Below are 22,192 nucleotides of genomic sequence, written 5' to 3'. Positions count from 1 at the left end.
CCCCGTCTTGCCCGCCCGGGCCGCGCGCTTTCCGCAAAACCGCCACTTTTTCCCCTGACAGCGATCAGGCGCAGCGGTTGAATTCCCGCGCGGAATTGGTGGGGCAGGGCAGATGAAAACGGGTTGGATCATGCGCGGGCTGGCGCTCGCTTTGGCCTTGAGCGCAGGAGCAGCGCAGGCGCAAGAGCGGGTCACGCTCGGCTGGGGCCGCATGTTCACCAATGACGGGCTGGGCGATGGCCATGACCGCTGGCGCACCGGCGCCTATACGGTCAGCCGGTTGCGCGGGCCGTCCTGGTCGGGCAGCCTCCCCGGCACTTTCGGCGAGATCCTCGAATTCCGGGCGCGGGCCGAGATCATTTCGCCCTCGACCCTGTCGAACCCGCCGCCAGGCGACCGCCGCTATGCCGGGGTACTGACCCTTGGGATGCACAGCCATTTTGAGAGCATGGGTCTCGAGACCAGCTTTGGCGTCGACCTTGCCGTCACTGGGCCGCAGACCGGGCTTGGTCGTTTGCAGGACCGGCTGCACGATCTTCTTGGCGTGGCGCAGCCGCAGGTCTTGGATAACCAGATCGGCGACGCCGTCTATCCGACGCTTGTCTTCGAGGCCGGGCGCAGCCTACCCTTGGTCGAGGCGGTCACGCTGCGCCCCTTCGTGGCGGCCCAGGCCGGGATCGAGACCTGGGTCCGGCTGGGCGCGGATATGACATTCGGCCGCTTTGGCCAGAACGCGCTGATGCTGCGCGAAGCGACGACCGGGCAGCGCTATCGCGCGATTTCCGGCGATCACGTGCCGGGCCTGACCTTCACCCTGGGCGGCGACATCGCCCATGTCTGGGACAGCGCCCTTCTGCCCGCGGGCGGGGCGGCAGTGAGGAAGGATACGCGCGAACGTCTGCGCGCCGGGCTGGCCTGGCAAAGCGCGGGCGGCTTTTCGGCCTTCTACGGCCTGACATGGCTGTCGGAAGAGTTCGATGGCCAGGGCGAGGGACAACTTCTGGGTGCATTGACCCTCAACCTTCGCTTCTGAGCCTGCATTTGCCGGAAAATACTGCCGCTTTCGCCGCGACTGTGGCTTTCTGGTCCTAGCGCGGCGGATTCCCGCCTGTTAACTTTTCAGTCAATAAAAACAAAACGAGCAGGCAAACGGGCAAATGGGAACGGGCTTGAGAGCCACGTTCGTCATCTCCTGGTCGCAGACGGAAGTGGACGGCATTCGCGCCGCATCGCTGGAATCCGTGACGGTGGGCGCCACCTGGCGCTTTTCCGGCACGGCTGTCCGCATCGATGCACCGGGCGATGTGCTGCTTCTGGAGGCGGCGGAAGGCGGGGCGGATATTCGCAGACGCGCGGCGCGCATGGTGGAACGTCTGATTGGCGCGGCCGTCGGGCGCGACGGCAAAGCCGCCCCGGCGCCCGAGTCCGATCCCGAAACGCCGCAACAGAGCTTCGTCGTCACCGACGGTCTGCGCTCGCATATCGCGACGATCCTGCCAGTGCCAGACAGCGGGGCGCGGCTTTTGATGTTCCTGGGCGAAGTGCCGCCGGCGGGGCGCGATCTGTGGATCGTGCGGGCCGAGATCGACCGGTCGGGCGGCGCGGCGGGCAGCCGGGTCTCGGGCGGCGTGATCTGTTTCGCGCCGGGCACACGGCTTCTGACCCCCGGTGGCCTGCGCCTGATCGAGACGCTTCGCGAGGGCGATCTGGTGCAGACCCGTGACAATGGCGTCCAGCCGATCCTGTGGTCGGGCAGCCGCCGCATGACCGGGGCGCGGCTTTATGCCATGCCGCATCTGCGCCCGATCCGCATCCGGGCCGAGGCCTTCGGAACCGGGCGGCCAGATGCCGATCTGCTGGTTTCGCCCCAGCACCGCATGCTGGTGCGCGGCGCGGCGGCGCGCGCTCTGTTCAATGCCGATGAGGCGCTGGTCGCCGCTGTCGATCTGGTCAATGACACGACGGTCCTGGTCGATTCCGCGCTGCGCGAGGTGACCTATCACCACCTCCTGTTGGAGCGGCACGACATCCTGATCGCCAACGGGCTTGAGACCGAAAGCTTCCATCCAGGAGCGACGGCCCTCGACACGATTGACGCCCATGACCGCGCCCGTCTGCTGGCGCTGATGCCGGGGATCGACGTCAATCCGATGGTCTATGGCGATTTCGCCCGGCGCAGCCTGTCCTCGTCGGAAGCGGCGATCCTGCGACATGAATCCGGTTCGGGCCGCGCGGCCTGAGACGATTTCAGGAAAGTATCGCCAGCGGTTGACACTGCCGCCGCGCCCCGTATAAGCCCCGCCACGGTCCCGGAAGCGATTCCGGGGCTTTTCATTGGTGTTGGCGGCCCGCGCAAGCGGAAGCCTGTCGCCGGGTTCGCCCGGAAAGGACAACGCCCTTCAAAACGTGATGAAGGAGATCAGCGGTGACCAAACGCACCTCTGCCAAGTACAAAATCGACCGCCGCATGGGCGAGAACATCTGGGGCCGCGCCAAATCGCCGGTCAACAAGCGCGAATACGGCCCGGGCCAGCACGGCCAGCGCCGCAAGAACAAGCTGTCGGACTTCGGCACCCAGCTGCGCGCCAAGCAGAAGCTCAAGGGCTATTACGGTGACCTGACCGAAAAGCAGTTCAAGAAGATCTATGCCGAAGCGGCCCGCGTCAGCGGTGACACCGGCGAAAATCTGGTGGGCCTGCTCGAGCGTCGCCTCGACGCCGTGGTCTATCGCGCCAAGTTCGTGGCGACCATCTTCGCTGCGCGTCAGTTCGTGAACCATGGCCATGTCCTGGTGAACGGCAAGGCTGTGAACATCGCCTCCTACCGCGTCAAGGAAGGCGACGTGGTCGAAGTGCGCCAGAAGTCGAAGCAACTGGCGATCATCCTCGAAGCCATCGCGCTGACCGAGCGTGACGTGCCGGACTATCTGGAAGTCGACACCAACAAGCTGACCGCCAAGTTCGTGCGCCAGCCCGGCCTGGGCGATGTGCCCTATGCCGTGAAGATGGAACCGAACCTGGTCGTCGAATATTACGCGAAGAACTGATCGGTCCCGGCCTGCGGGCCGGTTCCATCATCTTCAAGGCCGCGCCTCAGGGTGCGGCCTTTTGCTTTGGTCGGCTCGGCCCTGTCTGCCCGGCCTTATCCGCCTTGCCGCGAGAAACGGCCCGGCGCCTGCCCGACATGGCGGGTGAAGGCGGCGCTGAAGCTTGCGGCCGAGCCATAGCCCACCTGCTCAGCCACGCGCTCCAGCGCCAGCCCGCCGCGGCGGAGCAGATCCTTTGCCAAAGCCATCCGCCAGGACAGCAGGTATTCCATGGGCGGCAGCCCGACCCGGGTCAGGAAGCGTTGGAAGAAGGCCGAGCGCGACAGCCCCGCCACGGCCGCCAGATCGCGCACTGTCCAGTCCCGCGCCGCATCGTCATGCAGTGCCCGCAGGGCAGGGGCCAAGCGCAGATCGGCGAGCCCGCGCAACAGACCCGGAGCGGCGCTCTGGTCAGGCAGGGCGCGCAGCGCTTGTATCAGCAAGATCTCGACCAGCCGAACCAGAACCAGATCAGTGCCGCTCCCGCTTTGACTGGCCTCTTCGCCGAGCATCCGCACCAGATCGGTCAGCCGAGCCTCGCCCCGGATATGGATCATCTGAGGCAAAAGCGCCGCCAGGAGCCGCGCGTCCGGTGTGGCGAATTCGAAATAGCCGCCGACCATCTCCATCTCCGCCGGTCCTTCAGCCCGGCCATGCCGCATCCCGCCTGGCATCGGTTGGGCGATGGCCGGGCTGATGCGGCGCAGCGGCCCCGGCTCGGGGCTGCAGAGGGTGAAATTGGGCGTTGCGGGCAACAGGACGAAATCACCCGGGCGCAGCCAGACCTCGGACGTCCCCGAAACCCGAAGCCGACATTCGCCCTTCATCATCGCACAAAAGCTGGGCTTGCCGAAATCGTCATAGGCGACGCCCCAGTCGCCCGCCCCGGTGATGTCCTTGGACACGACGGTACGCGGCTGCAGAAGCCCGATGATCTGCGAAAGGGGGTCGGCCATATTAGGACTTTCGATATATAAATACGGATTATTAGCCGCAGATAATCCTGTTTTGCCGAGTTACCTTTGCTCCGTCAACACAGAACAGGAAAAGATCCATGCAAACCGCCCTCATCACAGGCACCTCCTCGGGCTACGGGTTGGAAACCGCGCGCCACTTTTTGGCACAAGGCTGGAACGTCATCGCAACCATGCGCAGCCCGCGCCAGGGCCTGTTGCCAGAATCGGACCGGCTGCAACTGCTGGCGCTGGATGTGACCGACCCCGTCAGCATCGCCGCCGCGATCGACGCGGCCGGGCCGATCGACGTTTTGGTGAACAATGCCGGTCTTGGCATGGTGGGTGCGTTCGAGGCGATGCCGATGAACAGGATTCGCGCGATCTTCGAGACCAACACTTTCGGAACCATGGCCATGTGTCAGGCCGCGATCCCGGGGATGCGGGCGCGCGGCGCGGGCACGATCATCAACGTGACCTCCAGTGTCACGTTGGCCGCCATGCCCTTTGCTGCCGCCTATACCGGGTCGAAGACCGCCATCTCAGGCTTCACCGGATCGCTGGCGCATGAACTGGGTGCCTTTGGCCTGCGGGTGCGTCTGGTCGAACCCGGCTATGCGCCGACGACCAATTTCTCGCGCAACATCCCGGTGCCGGTCGAAAAGATGATCCCGCAGGCCTATGCCGATTTCGCCGCGCCGATCTTTGCCGCCTTCGCCAACCCGCCGCTGACCACAAGGGAAAGCGATGTCGCCGAAGCGGTCTATCGGGCCGCGACCGACCCGACCGACCGGCTGCACTATCCCGCCGGGCCGGACGCCGTCGCTCTTTCCGCCTGACAGGTCGTGATTCCCGCCCCGCCCGAGACGGCGGGGCTTGCCTTTCGCCGCGCTGCGGCTATCTCGGGATGCGGACAGCCAGCAGGGGCAGGGATATGAGCGACATAACGGGCAGAACGGCGGCGCGCACGATGGAACAGAAGTTCGAGCGCACGCTTTTCGCCAGCCGCTGGCTGATGGCGCCGATGTATCTGGGGCTCGCCGTCTCGCTGGGCATGCTGACGGTGATCTTCATCAAGGAGATGGCCTATTACCTGCCGCAGGTCCTCGAGATGTCGGCCGAGAAGATGATCCTTGTCGCGCTGACGCTGATCGACCTGACGCTGGCGGCGAACCTTCTCTTGATCGTGATGTTCTCTGGCTACGAGAGCTTCGTGTCGAAATTCGATCTGGGCGAGCATGAAGACCGGCCCGGCTGGATGGGCAAGGTCGATTTCGGCGGGCTGAAGATGAAGCTCATCGCCTCGATCGTGGCGATTTCGGGGATACATCTGCTCAAGCGCTTCATGGAAATCAGCGACATCGACAATGCCAAGACCTTTGGCGAGACCGAGCTGAAATGGCTGGTCATCATCCACCTAACCTTCGTCATCTCGGGCGTCTTGATGGCGCTGATGGACTGGCTTCAGGCGAAGTCCTATACCAGCAAGAAATAAGCATCCCCAGAATTCCACGCTTCGGCGCCGTGCTGCCTCTGGCCTTGCCACCGGCCTGCCGCTAATACCCATGGCGACTCCAGGAGGCTAAAATGTCCGACGCGATCCGCCCACAGCCCGGTATCCTTGAGATCGCCCTCTATGAGGGCGGCAAGGCGACGGTTGCCGGCGTGTCGAACGTGGTCAAGCTGTCGTCGAACGAGAATCCCTTTGGTTGCTCCGACCGGGTGAAGGAAGCCTATCAACGCGCGGTCCACAGCCTGCACCGCTACCCCTCGACCGACCATGCCGCGCTGCGCGGCGCGATTGCCGAGGTGCATGGCATGGATGCCGCCCGCGTCATCTGCGGCGTGGGCAGCGACGAAGTGCTGGAATGGCTGGCCCAGGCCTATGCCGGGCCGCGCGACGAGGTGGTTTTCACCGAGCACGGGTTCCTGATGTACCGCCTTCTGGCCCACGCCGTCGGCGCGACGCCGGTGCAGGTGGCCGAACGCGAGCGGGTGATCGACGTGGATGCGATCCTTGCCGCCTGCAACACCCGCACCAAGCTGGTCTTCCTTGCCAATCCGAACAACCCGACCGGCACGATGATTTCTCCGGCCGAAGTGCAGCGCCTGGCCGAAAGCCTGCCGCGTCAGGCCATCCTGGTGCTGGACGGGGCCTATGCCGAATATGTCGAGGGCTTCGATGCCGGGCTGGCGCTGGTCGAGGCGCGGCAGAATGTGGTGATGACGCGCACCTTCTCGAAGATCTATGGCCTGGGCGGTTTGCGGATAGGCTGGGGCTATGGGCCGAAACACATCATCGACGTGCTGAACCGCATCCGCCAACCCTTCAACCTGTCGACCGCGCAGCTTGATGCGGCGGAAGCGGCGGTCCTGGATCAGGACTGGGTGGTCAAGTGCCGGTCCGAAAACGCCCGGATGCGCGGCTGGCTGGCCAATGCGCTGGCCGAACATGGCGTGCCATCCGATGTGTCCTCGGCCAATTTCATCCTCGCCCGCTTCGCCAATCCGGCCGAAGCCGAGGCCTGCGACGCCCATCTTCAAAGCCAGGGCCTGATCGTGCGCCGGGTCGCGGGCTACGGCCTGCCGCATTGTCTGCGCATCACCATCGGGGACGAGGCCTCTTGCCGCCGGATCGCCCATGCCGTGGCACAGTTCAAGGCGGCGGGCGCCGCTCCTGTCGCCCGCGCGCCAGAAGACGTGGCCGAGTGAGCGCGCCCTATCCCCGCGTGGCCCTGATCGGGCTGGGGCTGATCGCCTCGTCCATGGCCCATGCCATGCGGGCGGGCGGTCTGTGCGATGAGATCGTGGGCCATGCCAAATCGGCCGAGACCCGCGCCATCGCCCGCGATCTGTTCTGCGACCGAGTCTGCGAGACGGCAGCCGAGGCAGTGCAGGGCGCCGATCTTGTGGTTCTTGCCGTGCCGGTGGGCGCGATGGCGGCGATTGCAGCCGAGATCGCGCCGCATCTGAAACCCGGCTGCACGGTCACCGATGTCGGCTCCGTCAAGGGGGCGGTGGTGCAGGCCGTTGGGCCACATATTCCCGCAGATGTGCATTTCATCCCCGGCCATCCGATGGCGGGCACGGAATATTCCGGCCCGCGCTCGGGCTTTGCCACGCTGTTCCAGAATCGTTGGTGGCTCCTGACTCCGCTGGACGGCACCGAGCCCGCCGCGCTGGCTCGGCTTGAGGGCCTGCTGAAAGCCATGGGCGCGCAGGTCGATGCCATGGACGTAGCGCATCACGATCTGGTCGTTGCCGTGGTCAGCCACGCGCCCCACCTGATCGCCTATACTATGGTCGGCGTGGCCGATCACATGCGCCGCGTCTCGCAATCCGAGATCATCAAATATTCCGCCGCCGGTTTCCGCGACTTCACCCGCATCGCCGCCAGCGATCCCACCATGTGGCGCGACGTCTTCCTCACCAACAAGGAGGCGGTGCTGGATATCCTTGGCCGCTTCACCGAGGAACTCTTCATGCTGCAACGCCAGATCCGCATGGGCGATGGCGACGCGCTGCACGCCTATTTCACCCGCACCCGCGCCATCCGCCGTGGCATCATCGAGGCCGGGCAGGATACGGCTGCCCCCGACTTTGGCCGCGGTGCCAAACCCGCCGGCGACTAGGGCGATGCGGCGCGGCCTGATCCTGCTTCTGGCGCTGGCCGCCGCCCCGCTGGCCGCGCAGGAGATCGACCGCTCGCCCGTGCCGCCCGCCAATCCGGCCTTGCTGGTTCCCGCGCCGGCTGCGGCCCCGGCCCTGGCCGCGGCGACACCCGGCGTTTCGCCTGCCGCCACCGGCGTGGCCCTTCTGTCATCGCTGCGCCCACAGCCCCGCCCCGCCGCGATCAGCGGCAAGGTCGCGGCCGTGCGCGAGGCCAGTGAAGCCAAGGCCGTGGGGCCGGACCTGCTTGCCACGCGCCCCGAGCCAAGGCCGGATGAGACAGAGCTTGCCCTTGCCGAACCCGCACCGAAGTCGAAGAAGAAGGCCCGGGAAGCCGGATCACGCAAGGGCTCGGTCTGCGGCGTGAACGCGATCAAGGGCGAGAAGATCGCGCCGATCCGGTCAAAGGTGAAGGGCTGCGGCCTGACGGATGGGGTCAGGGTCACCAGCATATCCGGTGTGGCCTTGTCCCAGGGTGCGACGATCGATTGCGCCACGGCCAAGGCCCTGAACACCTGGGTCGATCAAGTGGTCCAGCCCGCCTTCCGCAACCAGGTGGTCGAGTTGAAGGTGGCGGCGCATTACATTTGCCGGTCGCGCAACAATGTGAAGGGGGCCAAGGTCAGCGAGCATGGCCGCGGCAAGGCCATCGACATCGCGGCAGTGGTTCTTGCCAATGGCAAGGTGTTGAGCGTGGCGCAGAATTACAAGGCGCTGCGCGGGGTGCACAGGGGCGCCTGCGGCATCTTCGGCACCACGCTCGGCCCCGGCTCGGACGGTTATCACGAGGATCACCTGCATCTTGACACCGCGCCCTACCGGACCGGACCCTATTGCCGCTAGGTGCGGGTTCTTGTCGAAGACCGGGGCTCAGCTGCGCGGCATCAGCAAGGGTGCCGGACCCAGCGGGAAGGGGCCAAGGCTCATCTGGCCATCGGCAAGTTTCAGGGGCAGTTGCAAGAGCTCCGGATCGCCCGTCTGCCCGGCCAGCGCCTTCATCATATTGCCGATCGTCGGCGCGACTTCGGGCTTCACCAGCCCCAGCGCCACCAGCACGGGCGGCAGCCTGTCCCAGTTCGTGACGGTCAGCTTGACCTCGCCCGCCGCATAGCCTTCGGCATCTGCCGCCAGCTTGCCCGTTGCCTCGATCACCAGCGCGCCCCATTCCAGATGCAGCTCGCCAATGTCCAGCCCGGTGAAACGCGGCTGCACCGCTGCATAGTTGCGGTCAAGCGGCGCGGTGAAATGCAAAAGGATATTGGCGCGCAGCGGCCCGGCCTCGTCGGGCATTCCGGGTGGGGGCTGGTTGGGCAGGGCCACCGCCGCCAGCCGCGCGCCGAAGGCCGGGTCGATCTTGACGCCCCCGGCCGACAGCGCCAGCGCGTAATCCGCAGGCCCGGTCTCGGCCTGCCGCAGCGCCAGCAGAAGATTGCTTGCCCCGCTTTGCCAGCCCGCGCTTGAGGACAGCCCGATCGCCTGTCCGCCCAGCCGCAGTTCTTCCAGCGGCAGATCCAGCGCCGGGCGCGCCCGCAGGCTGGCCATCAGCTCGGTCCCGGTCAGTTCGATTTCCTGACCCGCCACGGTCAGGACCTGATCGGGCGGCAGGGCGGCGAGGATGTGCCACGGTTTCCAGGCCATTGCCGAGACCTGAAGCTTCTCACCCTCATAGCCCGCACCCGAGACCGGGTCTTTCAGCTTCAAACCATCCAGCGTCAGATCGAACCGGTAGGGGAAGCCCTGAACCGAAACATCCCTCGTCTCGATCAGCGTGCCGCTTGCCCGTTGGTCTGCCAGAAAGCCGTCAACGCCATTGCGGATCGCCGTGGTCGCGGCAAACCAGTAGCCGAACCACAGAACGGTGGCGACGATGACGATGCCCAGAAGCCAGCGCATCCGCGCCCCCTTTTCCCGCCCGCAAATCGGGTGTTTACAGGGCCGGACGTTACAGCGGCGAAGGAGAAGGGGCCAGTGACCGATACGGAAATGTGGGTTTTCGGCTATGGATCGCTGATCTGGAATCCCGAATTTCCCGTGGCGGAACAGCGCATCGCCCGCGCGCCCGGCTGGCGGCGCAGTTTCTGTATGCGCTCGATCCACCATCGCGGCTCGGTCGCCGCGCCTGGGCTGGTTCTGGCACTGGATGCCGCGCCCGAGGCGCATTGCGATGGCGTCGCTTTCAGGGTGGCACCGGGGGCCGAGGCCGAAACCCTGGCCACGCTGCGCGAACGTGAACTGGTCTCATCGGCCTATCTTGAGGTCGCCCTGGATCTTTCCACCGACAAGGGGCCGCTGACCGCGCTGGGTTTCGTGATCGACCCGCATCATGCGCAATATTGCGGCGGACTGGCACTCGAGGAACAGGCGCAGATCATCGCCCGGGCGATGGGCGGGCGTGGGGCGAACCGCGATTATCTGTGGTCCACGGCCGCGCATCTGGCCGAACTGGGCATTGCCGATGAAGAGCTGGAATGGTTGGCAACACGGGTGCGCAGCCTTTCGGCCTGACGCCAAATTGCTTTTGACGGCGCGGCCAAGCTGCTAAGGTCGCTGCACGAGCGAACAGGGGCAGGCCGGTTTCATGCAACGACCCGATCAGGCGACGGGCACGACCTTCAGCCAGCCGATCCGCGCCATCACCACTATGTTGGTGGTCTGCGTCCTTGTCGCGGCAGGGGCCTGGGCGATCCATGGCCAGGTTCGCGATATCGTGCTGTCCAATCCGCTGCTGAACGGTCTGATCGGCTTCGTCTTCCTTCTGGGGGTGTTGACCTGTTTCTGGCAGGTTCTGATCCTGGCGCAATCGGTAAGCTGGATCGAAGCTTTCTTGCGCCATGACCCGCAGGCCGACCAAGCCAGCGCGCCGCGTCTTCTGGCGCCTCTGGCGGCGCTTTTGCGCGGGCGCAGCGGGCGGGCGATGACGATTTCCGCCTCCTCGGGCCGCTCTATTCTCGATTCCGTCGCGCAGCGGGTGGATGAGGCGCGCGACATCACCCGCTATCTGATCAACCTGCTGGTTTTCCTGGGGCTTCTGGGCACGTTCTGGGGGCTGGCGACCACCGTTCCCGCCGTGGTGCAGACCATCCGCGGTCTGGCCCCGCAACCGGGGGAAAGCGGGCTTGATGTCTTCGGCAAGCTGATGGGCGGGCTTGAAAGCCAGCTTGGCGGCATGGGCACGGCCTTCTCCTCTTCGCTTCTCGGTCTGGCCGGTTCGCTGGTCGTGGGCCTGCTGGAGCTTTTCGCAGGCCATGGCCAGAACCGTTTCTACCGTGAGCTTGAGGAATGGCTCTCTTCGATCACCCGGATCGGGTTGAGCGAGGGCGAAGGCGGCAGCGCCGAAGAGTCGGCCATCGTGCAGGTGCTGGACCATATGGCCGGCCAGATGGAAAGCCTTCAGACGCTGTACACGCAGGCCGATGTCGCGCGTTCGGTCATGGAAGACCGGATGAACGATCTGACCCAGGCGGTGGATCGGTTGGCGGAACGGCTGGGGGAAGAGGCGGGGGGCACGGCCCTGCTGTCCCGCATCGCTGAAGGGCAGGTGGCGCAGACCGCCGCGCTGACCGCAGCACTTGAGGGCCGCGAGGAGGCAGGCAGCGTCGATGCCGAGAGCCGTATGCGCCTGCGCTCGATCGACGTACAATTGCTGCGGATTCTTGAGGAGATCAGCGCCGGCCGTCAGGAATCCGTGGCCGATCTGCGCACCGATATCGCGGCGCTGACCGCCGCGATCCGCCAGCTGTCCCGCTCGACCGTGGGACGGGGCTAGACCATGGGCCTGTCCCGCCGCCGCGATTCCCACATGATCTGGCCGGGCTTCGTCGACGCGGTGACCACGCTCCTGATGGTGCTGATGTTCGTGCTGACCATCTTCACCGTCATGCAATCGGTGCTGCGTGACCAGATCACCACCCAGTCGAACGAGCTGGATGCCAAGACGACCGAGCTTTCGGTGCTGAACGAACAGGTCGCGGCGCTGTCGCAAGCGCTGGGCCTGGAGCGGCGCAAGACCGAGGGGCTGGAGGGGCAGGTGGGCGAGTTGGAGGCCTCGCTTGCCAGCGCGCTGGCAAGTGGCAAGGCGCAGGAAGGCGTGATCGCCGGGTTGCAGAATGATCTTGCTGCGCGCGAGGCCGATCTAACCGCCGCCAAGACCCAGATCACCAGTTTCGAGGCGCAGGTTGCGGCGCTGGTCGCCGATCGCGACAAACTCGCGACTGATCTTGCCACTGTCACCGCCGACCGCGATGCCCAGACGGAAAAGGCCACAGCCCTGGCCGCTTCGGTGGCGGATCTTGAAGCGGCCAAGGCCAGGCTGATCACCGAGCAGGAGGCGCTGCAACTGGCCCTGGCCAAGCTGCGCGACGAGACCGATGCCCAGACCGAAGAGGCCCGCCTTGCCGCCGCGCGGGCCGATGCGCTTGAGGCGCTGGTCAAGGATCTGCGCAGCACGGGGGCAAGCGACAAGGCGGCTCTGGATGCGGCGCATAAAGATCTGAGCGACGCCGAGAAACAGAAACTCGCTGATGCGGCGGCGCTAGAGGCGTTGCGCAAACGGCTGGAAGGTGCGCAGACCGAGTTGACGGCGATGACGCTTGCACTGGAAGAACAGCGCAAGAAGGCCGAAGAGACCCTGACCCTTCTCGCGGCGGCGCGGACGGCGGAAGCCAGCGGGAAAAAGACCGCCTCCGAACGCGAGGCCGCGTTGGCAGAAGCGGAACGACAGCTCAGCGCCGAGCAGGAAAAGGCGCTGGCGGCCGCCCGGGATGTCGAGCTTCTGAACCAGCAGATCGCCGCCCTGCGCAACCAGCTTGGCGCTCTCCACGGCGTGCTGGACGATGCCCAGGCCAAGCGCGAGGCCGCCGAGGTGCAGATGGAATCGCTTGGCCGCGATCTGAACGCGGCGCTTGCGCAGGTGGCGGCGGAACAGAAGGCGCGGGCCGAACTGGAAGAGGCCGAGCGCAAAAGACTCGAGGCCGAGAATGCCGATCTTGCCAAGTTCCGTTCGGAATTTTTCGGCCAGCTTTCCAGCCTTCTCGCCGGGCGCGAGGGCGTGCGCGTGGTGGGCGACCGTTTCGTCTTTTCCAGCGAGGTTCTGTTCAACCCCGGCTCAGCCGACCTTGCGCCGGAGGGCCGGGCGCAGATTGCCAGCGTGGTCCAGATCCTGAACGAGATCCGCGCTGAAATCCCGCCCGGCATCGACTGGATCATCCGGGTCGACGGGCATACGGATAATGTGCCGCTCTCGGGTTTCGGAGAGTTCCGCGACAATTGGGAACTCTCACAGGCCCGTGCCCTTGCCGTGGTGCGCTATATGCAGAACGACCTGGGCTTCCCGCCAGACCGGCTGGCCGCCACCGGCTTTGGCGAATACCGGCCCGTAGCGCAGGGCGACAGCGAAGAGGCCCGCGCCCAGAACCGCCGGATCGAGCTGAAACTGACCGAACGCTAGGGCGTCGACAGTTTCATCAGCACCAGCCCCGACAGGATCAGCCCGCCCGCGACCAGACGGCCCGCGCTTGCGGCTTCGCCCAGAAGCACGATGCCCAAAACGAAAGCCCCCAGCGCGCCGATGCCGGTCCAGATCGTATAGGCTGTGCCCAGCGGCAGGCTGCGCATGGCAAGCGCCAGAAGGCCAAAGCTCGCGGCCATGGCGACCAGAGTCACGACACTGGGCCAGAGCACGGTGAAACCCTGCGATTTCTTCATCGCGAAGGCCCAGACGACCTCCAGCAGACCAGCAAGAACCAGATAAATCCAAGGCATGACCCAACCCCATTTTAAAGGCCGGGCCGTCCCGGATTGCTCGAACAAGGCGGGTCGTCCCGCCGGGTCAGGCTAGGGGCGGAAGGGGCCGGGGGCAAGCAGGCAAGCGACCGGATGGCAAAGAAAAACCCCCGCCGAAGCGGGGGTTTCTGACCTACTCGGCGGTCAGCAGCGGTGGCTTCTGCCCAGTCAGACGCGGCTTCTGCGGCTCTTGCACCTGCAACTCGATGGCGCCGTCCTTGACCGCCACGCGGACGACACCACCCTTGGTCAGCCGACCGAACAGCAATTCTTCGGCCAGGGGCTTCTTGATGTGCTCCTGGATCACCCGGCCCAAGGGGCGCGCGCCCATCTTGTCATCATAGCCCTTCTCGCCCAGCCAATCGGCGGCTTCGGGCGTCAGCTCGATATGCACGCCGCGGTCGATCAGCTGAGCCTCAAGCTGCAACACGAACTTCTCGACCACCTGCAGAATGATCTCGCGGCCCAGGGGCGCGAAGCTGATCACCGCATCCAGGCGGTTGCGGAATTCCGGCGTGAAGGTGCGCTCCACCGCCGCCGTATCCTCGCCCTCACGCTTTTCGCGACCGAAGCCGATGGCGGCGCGCTGCATATCGGCCGCCCCGGCATTCGAGGTCATGATCAGGATCACATTGCGGAAATCCACCGCCCTTCCGTTATGGTCGGTCAGCTTGCCGTGATCCATCACCTGCAGCAGGATGTTGAACACATCCGGGTGCGCCTTCTCGATTTCGTCCAGAAGCAGCACGCAATGCGGATGCTGGTCGACGCCATCGGTCAGCATCCCGCCCTGGTCAAAACCGACATAGCCCGGAGGCGCGCCGATCAGGCGCGAAACCGCATGCTTCTCCATGTATTCCGACATGTCGAAGCGCAGCAGCTCCACACCCAGCGTATTGGCCAGCTGCTTCGCCACCTCGGTCTTGCCCACGCCGGTCGGGCCGGTGAACAGGTAGTTGCCGATCGGCTTTTCCGGCTCGCGCAACCCGGCCCGGGCCAGTTTGATCGACGAAGACAGCGCCTCGATCGCCTTGTCCTGGCCGAAGACCAGCCGCTTCAGCGTCTTTTCCAGATCGCGCAGCACTTCGGCATCGTCTTTCGAGACGTTCTTCGGCGGGATGCGGGCGATCTTGGCCACCACGGCCTCGATCTCCTTGGTGCCGATCACCTTCTTGCGCTTCGAGTCACTGACCAGATGCTGCGCCGCCCCGGCCTCATCGATCACGTCGATAGCCGAATCCGGCAACTTGCGGTCATTGATGTAGCGGCTGGCCAGTTCCACCGCCGATTTGATCGCGTCGGCGGTATAGCGCAGGTCGTGATGGCTTTCGAAATGCGGCTTCAGACCCATCAGAATCTTGATCGCATCCGGCACCGAAGGTTCGTTCACGTCGATCTTCTGGAACCGGCGCGAGAGCGCGCGGTCCTTTTCGAAGTGCTGACGGAACTCCTTGTAGGTGGTCGAGCCCATGCAGCGCAGCTTGCCGCCCTGAAGCGCGGGCTTCAGGAGGTTCGAGGCATCCATCGCGCCGCCCGAAGTGGCGCCTGCGCCGATGACGGTATGGATCTCGTCGATGAACAGGATCGCGTCGGGATGATCCTCCATCTCTTTGACCACGGCCTTCAGCCGTTCCTCGAAATCGCCGCGATAGCGGGTGCCGGCCAAGAGAGCGCCCATGTCGAGCGAAAAGATCGTGGCCCCCGACAGAACCTCGGGCACTTCCTTCTTGATGATCTTCCAGGCCAGGCCTTCGGCAATGGCGGTCTTGCCCACGCCGGGATCGCCCACCAGAAGCGGGTTGTTCTTGCGGCGGCGGCACAGGACCTGGATCGCGCGCTCCACCTCGGCCTCACGGCCGATCAGCGGGTCGACCTCGCCCTTGCGGGCCTTGACGTTCAGGTCGACGCAATATTTCGACAGGGCCGATTCCTTGGCCTCGCCCGCTTCGGCCTTCGGGGTTTCCTGCGGTTCGTCCGCGCCCTGCACAGGGCGGCTTTCGCCGAAAGAGGGGTTCTTGGCCACGCCATGGGCGATGAAATTCACCGCGTCATAGCGCGTCATATCCTGCTCTTGCAGGAAATAAGCGGCATTCGACTCGCGCTCGGCGAAGATCGCGACCAGCACATTCGCGCCCGTCACTTCGGTCCGACCCGAGGATTGCACATGGATCGCTGCGCGCTGGATCACGCGCTGGAAGGCGGCGGTCGGCACAGCTTCCGAGCCTTCGACACTGGTCACCAGGGTGGACAGGTCATCATCGATGAAATCGGTCAGAGTCTTCTTCAACTCGTCCAGATCAACCGAGCAGGCCTTCATCACGCGGGCGGCTTCGGGTTCGTCAATCAGGGCCAGAAGAAGATGTTCCAGCGTGGCGAGTTCATGGCGGCGGGCATTGGCAAGCGCCAGAGCACCGTGGATGGCCTGTTCAAGCGTGGACGAAAATGACGGCACTTTAGCGTGCTCCTGTTCCTCGGGGGTCAGGTCAGGCCATCGACAGGGCCCAAACCAACCGTGGCCTCATACTGTTAAAGTTCGGTGTTCCGCAGCGCACTGCAAGTCCAAACTGCGCCCCTGCCGCAAAAGCGGTCATGCATCACGTCAAATGTGATGCAGACGCTTCAGAACCGGTCTTTCCTCTGGCGGATTTCGGCAAAAACGGCTGCGTCCGGCGCATGTTCCATGCCCAGAGCCGCCTTCATTTGCGGCAAGCCCGCGCGGAGAAAGGGGTTCGTCTCCCGTTCTTCGGCAAGGGTCGAAGGCATGGGAAGGCGGCCTTCGCGGCGCAGCGCTCCCAGACGTTCGATGCGCAAGATAAGCGCTGTATTGTCGGGTTCAAGAGAGTGGGCGAAACGCAGGTTGCCATCCAGATAATCATGGCCCGAGCAGATCAGCGTCTCGCCCGGCATCGCGCCGAATTTCGACAGGCTGTCCCACATTTCCTGCGCCGTGCCCTCGAACAGCCTGCCGCAGCCCGCCGCCATCAGGCTGTCGGCGGTAAAGGCCATCCGGCTTTGCGGAAAGTGAAAGGCGATATGGCCGCGCGTGTGGCCCGGCACGTCGATCACCACGCCTTGCTCGGCCCCCCCGGCCACGGCATCGCCCTCGCGCAGCGCCCGGTCCAGCCGGGGCAGGCGATGGGCATCGGCGGCGGCGCCCAGCACTTCAGCCCCGGTCGCGGCGCGGATCTCTTCGACGCCCTGGATATGGTCGTCATGGTGATGGGTGATCAGGATGCGGGTCAGCGGCCAGGCGCGCGCTTTCAGCGCGGCAAGGATCGGCGCCGCTTCGGGTGCATCGACCAGCGCCACTTCGCCCGAACCGGCATCGCGCAGGAGAAAGGCGAAATTGTCTTTCAGGCAAGGCACCGTCACCAGTTCAAGAGCCATGGTCATTCCTCATTCCGCGTCTAAGATGGCGGCAAGCATCGCCCGAGAAAGGGGACGGCCGCAATGCACCTTGATGTGCAGGATCTGCGCGATTTCTACTATCGCACCGCGCTGGGGCGCGTGGCGCAGCGTGCGATCCGCGATCAGATGCTGCGCCTCTGGACGCCCGCGCCGGGCTGGACGGTCGCGGGTTTCGGCTTTGCCGTACCGCTCTTGCGGCCCTATTTGGCCCAGGCCCGGCGGGTCGTCGGGCTGATGCCCGGGCCGCAGGGCGTGATGCCATGGCCGGTCGGGATGCCCAATGTCAGCGCCCTGTGCGAAGAGACCGCCTGGCCGCTTCCGACGGGGCTTGTCGACCGGCTCGTCCTGATGCACGGGCTTGAGACCAGCGAACATCCCTCCGGCGTGCTGGAAGAGGCGCAGCGCGTTCTCGGCCCCGGCGGCCGGGCGCTGTTCGTGGTGCCGAACCGCGCCGGCCTTTGGTCGCGGCGCGATATCACGCCCTTCGGCTTTGGCCGGCCCTATTCCGGCTCGCAGCTCGAGGCGCAGCTCCGCCGCCACGGCTTCACCCCCGAACGCAGCCTCACCGTCCTGCACGCCCCCCCAAGCCGCGCGCCCTTCTGGCTGCGCACGGCAGATTTCTGGGAAAAGCTGGGCCAGCGCCTGCCCTGGCTCTCGGGCGGTGTGCTGATGGTCGAGGCTACCAAGCAGGTCTATGCCCCCACCCGGGGTGGCCTGGGCGCGGTGGTGAAGACCCCGCTCAAGGTGCTGGAGGGGGTGCGGGGCGTCGGCCCCGCGCCAAAGCCTGCGCTGGGGCGCAGCTAGGGCGGGCCGCTAGAGAACCCGTACCTGGGTGCCGACCGGGCACAGCGGGAACAGCTCGGCGATCATCTCGTTATACAGCCCGATGCAGCCGTCCGAGGATTTGCGGCCGATCTTCCGCGTGTCATGGGTGCCGTGGATAATATAGGCGGGCCAGGACAGATACATGGCATGGGTGCCAAGCGGGTTCTCCGGTCCGGGCGGGACGGGCTTCCAATCGGGATAGCGCTCTCTCTGGCTTGCGGTCGGCGTCCAGCTTGGCCCCTCTTTCTTGCGCACGATCTCGGTATAGCCGCGCTTGGTCAACTCGTCCGAGATCGGCACCGAGGTCGGGAAGATCCGATAGTCGCTGCCATCGCCGCTCCAGTAATGCAGCGCGCGCGAGACCGTGTCCGCCACGATCGTGGCCTTGCCCAGCGTCTCGAAATGATCTTGCCATTGCTGCATTCGGAAGCTGGACGCGTTGTTGCGGATGATCGGCGCAGCCAGGGCCGGGGCGTCCTGCGCCTGCGCCTTCACGCCGATCAGGCTGCCAGCGGCAGCACCAAGCCCGACGATGACTGCGCTCCGGCGCGAAAGACGATGTGAGGCGGGATGATCTGACATGGCAAAGCCTTTCTGGGGCCCGCACGCCGAAGGCGGCGGGGCAGGGGGAAGACGGGGCAAGGAGGGGCCGGGGCCGCAGGTCTCGCGACGATATATTCTGTTTTTCATATGAATCTTCGCGCATGGCCAATGTCAACCGCAGGTGGCCCTGCCGCAGCAGGTCTGACGCCATCGTGACCCGGCTGTGAACCGCCGTTCTGAAAGGCCACGCCTTGGCCTGCCGGTCAGCGTCGGCCGGAATGCTGCGCTGCCGAATCTTCGTGAGACCGGGCGAATTTCCACGAATGGCCGGTCTTGGCCCGGTGCCAAAGCGTCGCAGGGCCGCGCTGTTGGCGCTGACAGGCTTGAAAACCTGTATCGCGGCCTCACGAAAGCGCGACCAACCCCGTTGCTAGGGGCGGAAGCCTCTGCTAAGGACGCCCGCGAAATCGGGTGAACAAGGGGCTTCCAGATGTCGCGGTCGCGCGGGTGCGCGCGCCGGGGCAGGGTGGGGTGAAGCCCGAAAAAAGGGGAAGGAAGGCCGTGGCCGAACCAGCTTCGATCTCTCAGGGCATTGCCGCACGCTATGCGACAGCACTTTTCGAACTGGCCAAGGAGGCGGGCAGCCTGCCGGCCCTTGAAGCCGACACCACCGCCCTTGCGGATGCGCTTGCCGTTTCGCCCGAACTGGGCGCGATGATCGCCTCGCCGGTCGTCTCGCGCAGCGAGCAGGGGGCCGCCATGGCCGCCATCGGCGCCAAGATCGGCCTGTCGCCGCTTGTCGCCGATACGCTGGCGCTGATGGCCGAAAAGCGCCGCCTCTTCGTGCTGCCGCAACTGCTGCGTGCGCTGACCGCCCTGATCGGCGAAGAAAAGGGCGAAGTGACCGCCGAAGTGGCTTCGGCCACCAAGCTGACCGCCGCCCAGGCCAAGAAACTGGCCGAGACGCTGAAGGCCAGCGTCGGCGGCAAGACCGTCAAGCTGAACACCACCGTTGATGAAAGCCTCATCGGCGGACTTGTCGTCAAGCTGGGCTCGACCATGATCGACACCTCGGTCAAGGCGAAGCTCGCTTCCCTGCAGAATGCTATGAAAGAGGTTGGGTGATGGGAATCCAGGCTGCTGAGATCTCTGCGATCCTGAAAGAGCAGATCAAGAACTTCGGCCAGGAAGCCGAAGTGGCCGAAGTTGGCCGCGTGCTGTCGGTCGGCGACGGTATCGCCCGTGTGCATGGGCTGGACAATGTCCAGGCCGGCGAGATGGTCGAATTCCCCGGCGGCATCCGCGGCATGGTGCTGAACCTCGAAGTCGACAACGTCGGCGTCGTGATCTTCGGCTCCGACAAGGACATCAAGGAAGGCGACACCGTCAAGCGCACCAAGTCCATCGTGGACGTGCCCGCCGGCAACGGCCTTCTGGGCCGCGTGGTCGACGCGCTTGGCAACCCGATCGACGGCAAGGGCCCGATCGTCGCGTCCGAGCGTCGCATTGCCGACGTCAAGGCTCCGGGCATCATCCCGCGCCAGTCGGTGCACGAGCCCATGGCCACCGGCCTCAAGGCCGTCGACGCGATGATCCCGATCGGCCGCGGTCAGCGCGAGCTGATCATCGGCGACCGTCAGACCGGCAAGACCGCGGTGGCGCTCGACACCATCCTGAACCAGAAGGCCTATAACGACGCCGCTGGTTCGGACGAATCGAAGAAGCTTTACTGCGTCTATGTCGCCATCGGCCAGAAGCGCTCGACCGTCGCCCAGCTGGTGAAGAAGCTCGAGGAAACCGGCGCCATGGCCTACACGGTCGTCGTCGCCGCCACCGCCTCGGACCCGGCACCCATGCAGTTCCTGGCGCCCTTCTCGGGCACGGCGATCGGCGAATTCTTCCGCGACAACGGCCGCCACGCCCTGATGATCTATGATGACCTGTCCAAGCAGGCCGTCGCCTATCGCCAGATGTCGCTTCTGCTGCGCCGCCCGCCGGGACGTGAAGCCTATCCGGGCGACGTGTTCTACCTGCACTCGCGCCTGCTCGAGCGTTCGGCCAAGCTGAATGCCGATTACGGTTCGGGATCGCTGACCGCGCTGCCGGTCATCGAAACCCAGGCCGGCGACATCTCGGCCTATATCCCGACCAACGTGATCTCGATCACCGATGGCCAGATCTTCCTGGAAAGCGAACTGTTCTACCAGGGCATCCGCCCGGCGGTGAACACCGGTCTCTCGGTGTCGCGCGTCGGCTCCTCGGCCCAGACCAACGCGATGAAGACCGTCGCTGGCCCGGTGAAACTGTCGCTCGCCCAGTATCGCGAAATGGCGGCCTTCGCCCAGTTCGGCTCGGACCTCGACGCCTCGACCCAGCAGCTGCTGGCCCGCGGCGCGCGCCTGACCGAGCTGATGAAGCAATCGCAATACTCGCCCCTGACCAACGCGGAAATCGTCTGCGTCATCTATGCGGGCACTGCGGGCTTCCTCGACAAGGTGGCGGTCAAGGATGTCGGCCGGTTCGAGTCGGGCCTCTTGGCCTTCCTGCGCGGCAAGCGCAAGGATATCCTCGACTGGATCGCCACCGCCGACCCCAAGATCAAGGGCGCGGACGAGCAGAAGCTGAAGGACGCGATCGCCGAATTCGCCAAAGACTTCGCTTGACCCCGGCCCTGAAGGAGAAGGCACATGCCCAGCCTTAAGGACCTGAAAAACCGGATCGGAAGCGTCAAGAACACGCGGAAGATCACCAAGGCCATGCAGATGGTGGCGGCGGCGAAGCTGCGTCGCGCCCAGGATGCCGCCGAGGCCGCCCGTCCCTATGCCGAGCGCATGGGGGCGGTGATCGCCTCGCTTGCGGCGGGTCAGGGAGAAGGCGCACCGCGCCTTCTGGCCGGCAATGGCCGTGACCAGATCCATCTTCTGGTGGTGATGACCTCGGAACGCGGCCTCTGCGGCGGCTTCAACTCGACCATCGTGCGGCTTGCCCGTGCGAAGGCAACCGAGCTGATCGCCCAGGGCAAGACGGTCAAGATCCTGACCGTCGGCAAGAAGGGCCGCGAGCAGCTCAAGCGCGACTGGTCGCAGCACTTCATCGGCCATGTAGACCTGAGCGAGGTCAAGCGCGTGGGCTATTCCAACGCGCAAGGCATCGCGCGTGAGGTGATGGCGGCTTTCGAAGCCGGTGAAGCCGATGTGGTCACGATCTTCTACAACCGCTTCCAGTCGGTGATCAGCCAGATCCCGACCGCGCAGCAGATCATCCCGGCCAAGTTCGACGCGGCCGAGACCAACGCGCTTTACGACTACGAACCCTCGGAAGAGGCGATCCTCGCCGATCTCCTGCCGCGGGGCGTGGCCACGCAGATCTTCACGGCCCTCCTTGAAAACGGCGCTTCGGAACAAGGCTCGCGCATGTCCGCCATGGACAACGCGACCCGCAACGCCGGCGAGATGATCAACAAGCTGACGATCCAGTACAACCGGTCGCGTCAGGCTTCGATCACCAAGGAGCTCATCGAAATCATTTCTGGCGCCGAGGCGCTGTAATGACGTCGCTGCCGTTCCAGAGCTCCGGCGTTTCGATCACCGCCACGCTTGCGAAAAGCGCGGCGGGAAGCTTTCCGGTATCCAACATTAGCCAGGTGAGCAGCTCTGTCAGCTTCCACCTTCTGACCTTGTTGGGCATCGCGCTGGCGGTTGGGACGCTTGGATCGCTCGCGGGTGGGGCGGGATTTATCGCCTTCGTCGCACTGGCTGCGGCGACGGCGCTTTGCTTTCGCTTCGGCGCGAAGTGGAAGACCTACAAGGTGGACATTGCGACCTCGTCCGGCACCAGGACGACCTTCTTCGAGACACGCGATGCCAGGCTCGCGGATGTAGTGAAACAGGCGCTCGAGACGGCGATCTCGCAGCGCGGATGAAAAGGA

At 65.2% G+C, this 22,192-nt stretch carries 22 protein-coding genes; 16 read left to right on the top strand and 6 right to left on the bottom strand.

Going from position 1 to position 22,192, the window contains the following annotated elements; genetic code table 11:
- Nucleotides 1-112 precede the first annotated feature (112 nt).
- The 3 genes from ACED67_RS10615 (at nucleotide 113) to rpsD (ending at nucleotide 3,046) form a co-directional block, all read left to right on the top strand.
- Complete coding sequence (locus ACED67_RS10615) at nucleotides 113-1,033, top strand: lipid A-modifier LpxR family protein (protein ID WP_395541574.1); 921 nt, start codon at nucleotides 113-115, stop codon at nucleotides 1,031-1,033.
- Between the two features lie 136 nt (nucleotides 1,034-1,169).
- On the top strand, nucleotides 1,170-2,240 hold the full coding sequence (locus tag ACED67_RS10610) for a Hint domain-containing protein (RefSeq protein WP_395541573.1): 1,071 nt from the start codon (nucleotides 1,170-1,172) through the stop codon (nucleotides 2,238-2,240).
- Nucleotides 2,241-2,425: 185 nt separating this feature from the next.
- Nucleotides 2,426-3,046, top strand: coding sequence for a 30S ribosomal protein S4 (gene rpsD / locus ACED67_RS10605; RefSeq protein ID WP_395541572.1), 621 nt, complete (start codon nucleotides 2,426-2,428; stop codon nucleotides 3,044-3,046).
- Nucleotides 3,047-3,141: 95 nt separating this feature from the next.
- Here rpsD and ACED67_RS10600 read toward each other — a convergent pair whose 3' ends face one another.
- Nucleotides 3,142-4,041 (bottom strand): AraC family transcriptional regulator, encoded by a 900-nt coding sequence (locus tag ACED67_RS10600; RefSeq protein WP_395541571.1) that lies wholly within the window; start codon nucleotides 4,039-4,041, stop codon nucleotides 3,142-3,144.
- A 98-nt stretch (nucleotides 4,042-4,139) separates the two neighbouring features.
- Here ACED67_RS10600 and ACED67_RS10595 point away from each other — a divergent pair, with 98 nt between their 5' ends.
- The 5 genes from ACED67_RS10595 to ACED67_RS10575 all read left to right on the top strand — a co-directional run bounded on the left by ACED67_RS10595 (nucleotide 4,140) and on the right by ACED67_RS10575 (nucleotide 8,550).
- The gene (locus ACED67_RS10595; protein WP_395541570.1) at nucleotides 4,140-4,877 is read left to right on the top strand and encodes an SDR family oxidoreductase; all 738 of its coding nucleotides are present in this window, start codon (nucleotides 4,140-4,142) and stop codon (nucleotides 4,875-4,877) included.
- 95 nt (nucleotides 4,878-4,972) lie between these two features.
- A complete protein-coding gene (locus tag ACED67_RS10590) occupies nucleotides 4,973-5,533 on the top strand; it encodes a TIGR00645 family protein (RefSeq protein ID WP_395541569.1) in 561 nt (186 codons plus the stop codon).
- Nucleotides 5,534-5,625: 92 nt separating this feature from the next.
- Nucleotides 5,626-6,750 (top strand): histidinol-phosphate transaminase, encoded by a 1,125-nt coding sequence (gene hisC / locus ACED67_RS10585; RefSeq protein ID WP_395541568.1) that lies wholly within the window; start codon nucleotides 5,626-5,628, stop codon nucleotides 6,748-6,750.
- On the top strand, nucleotides 6,747-7,670 hold the full coding sequence (locus ACED67_RS10580) for a prephenate/arogenate dehydrogenase family protein (RefSeq protein ID WP_395541567.1): 924 nt from the start codon (nucleotides 6,747-6,749) through the stop codon (nucleotides 7,668-7,670). Before hisC ends, ACED67_RS10580 begins: the two co-directional genes overlap by 4 nt.
- A gap of 4 nt (nucleotides 7,671-7,674) precedes the next feature.
- Nucleotides 7,675-8,550: an extensin-like domain-containing protein gene (locus tag ACED67_RS10575; protein WP_395541566.1), complete on the top strand. Its 876-nt coding sequence runs from the start codon at nucleotides 7,675-7,677 to the stop codon at nucleotides 8,548-8,550.
- A gap of 27 nt (nucleotides 8,551-8,577) precedes the next feature.
- Here ACED67_RS10575 and ACED67_RS10570 read toward each other — a convergent pair whose 3' ends face one another.
- Entirely contained in the window at nucleotides 8,578-9,600 is a 1,023-nt protein-coding gene (locus tag ACED67_RS10570) for a DUF2125 domain-containing protein (RefSeq protein ID WP_395541565.1), read from the bottom strand.
- 90 nt (nucleotides 9,601-9,690) lie between these two features.
- Between ACED67_RS10570 and ACED67_RS10565 the strand changes: the two genes are divergently transcribed.
- The 3 genes from ACED67_RS10565 (at nucleotide 9,691) to ACED67_RS10555 (ending at nucleotide 13,153) form a co-directional block, all read left to right on the top strand.
- On the top strand, nucleotides 9,691-10,212 hold the full coding sequence (locus ACED67_RS10565; protein WP_395541867.1) for a gamma-glutamylcyclotransferase: 522 nt from the start codon (nucleotides 9,691-9,693) through the stop codon (nucleotides 10,210-10,212).
- A 73-nt stretch (nucleotides 10,213-10,285) separates the two neighbouring features.
- Entirely contained in the window at nucleotides 10,286-11,473 is a 1,188-nt protein-coding gene (locus ACED67_RS10560) for a biopolymer transporter ExbB (protein WP_395541564.1), read from the top strand.
- Nucleotides 11,474-11,476: 3 nt separating this feature from the next.
- Nucleotides 11,477-13,153, top strand: coding sequence for a peptidoglycan -binding protein (locus tag ACED67_RS10555; protein WP_395541563.1), 1,677 nt, complete (start codon nucleotides 11,477-11,479; stop codon nucleotides 13,151-13,153).
- Here ACED67_RS10555 and ACED67_RS10550 read toward each other — a convergent pair.
- The 3 genes from ACED67_RS10550 to gloB all read right to left on the bottom strand — a co-directional run bounded on the left by ACED67_RS10550 (nucleotide 13,150) and on the right by gloB (nucleotide 16,875).
- Entirely contained in the window at nucleotides 13,150-13,467 is a 318-nt protein-coding gene (locus ACED67_RS10550) for a DMT family transporter (RefSeq protein ID WP_395541562.1), read from the bottom strand. The genes ACED67_RS10555 and ACED67_RS10550 overlap by 4 nt on opposite strands.
- 154 nt (nucleotides 13,468-13,621) lie before the next feature.
- On the bottom strand, nucleotides 13,622-15,940 hold the full coding sequence (gene clpA / locus ACED67_RS10545; protein WP_395541561.1) for an ATP-dependent Clp protease ATP-binding subunit ClpA: 2,319 nt from the start codon (nucleotides 15,938-15,940) through the stop codon (nucleotides 13,622-13,624).
- 167 nt (nucleotides 15,941-16,107) lie between these two features.
- The gene (gene gloB, locus ACED67_RS10540) at nucleotides 16,108-16,875 is read right to left on the bottom strand and encodes a hydroxyacylglutathione hydrolase (protein WP_395541865.1); all 768 of its coding nucleotides are present in this window, start codon (nucleotides 16,873-16,875) and stop codon (nucleotides 16,108-16,110) included.
- 63 nt (nucleotides 16,876-16,938) lie between these two features.
- Here gloB and ACED67_RS10535 point away from each other — a divergent pair, with 63 nt between their 5' ends.
- A complete protein-coding gene (locus ACED67_RS10535; RefSeq protein ID WP_395541560.1) occupies nucleotides 16,939-17,700 on the top strand; it encodes a class I SAM-dependent methyltransferase in 762 nt (253 codons plus the stop codon).
- 9 nt (nucleotides 17,701-17,709) lie between these two features.
- On the opposite strand, the gene ACED67_RS10530 is transcribed toward ACED67_RS10535, so the two are convergent.
- A complete protein-coding gene (locus tag ACED67_RS10530; RefSeq protein ID WP_395541559.1) occupies nucleotides 17,710-18,303 on the bottom strand; it encodes a L,D-transpeptidase in 594 nt (197 codons plus the stop codon).
- A 522-nt stretch (nucleotides 18,304-18,825) separates the two neighbouring features.
- Here ACED67_RS10530 and ACED67_RS10525 point away from each other — a divergent pair.
- From ACED67_RS10525 to ACED67_RS10510, 4 genes are read left to right on the top strand one after another with little or no spacing between them, the layout of a single operon-like run.
- Entirely contained in the window at nucleotides 18,826-19,389 is a 564-nt protein-coding gene (locus tag ACED67_RS10525) for a F0F1 ATP synthase subunit delta (RefSeq protein ID WP_395541558.1), read from the top strand.
- Entirely contained in the window at nucleotides 19,389-20,927 is a 1,539-nt protein-coding gene (gene atpA, locus ACED67_RS10520; RefSeq protein WP_395541557.1) for a F0F1 ATP synthase subunit alpha, read from the top strand. Before ACED67_RS10525 ends, atpA begins: the two co-directional genes overlap by 1 nt.
- 24 nt (nucleotides 20,928-20,951) lie before the next feature.
- Nucleotides 20,952-21,812, top strand: a complete 861-nt coding sequence (locus ACED67_RS10515) for a F0F1 ATP synthase subunit gamma (RefSeq protein ID WP_395541556.1) — start codon at nucleotides 20,952-20,954, stop codon at nucleotides 21,810-21,812.
- Nucleotides 21,812-22,186 carry a DUF6232 family protein gene (locus ACED67_RS10510; RefSeq protein WP_395541555.1) on the top strand — a complete coding sequence of 125 codons (375 nt, stop codon included), beginning with the start codon at nucleotides 21,812-21,814 and terminating at the stop codon, nucleotides 22,184-22,186. Before ACED67_RS10515 ends, ACED67_RS10510 begins: the two co-directional genes overlap by 1 nt.
- The last annotated feature ends 6 nt before the right edge of the window (nucleotides 22,187-22,192 follow it).

Source organism: Neotabrizicola paludis (assembly GCF_044142105.1).
Lineage (GTDB): Bacteria > Pseudomonadota > Alphaproteobacteria > Rhodobacterales > Rhodobacteraceae > Pseudogemmobacter.
Note: the sequence above shows the minus strand (reverse complement) of the source record. Positions and strands in the feature narration are given on the sequence as shown.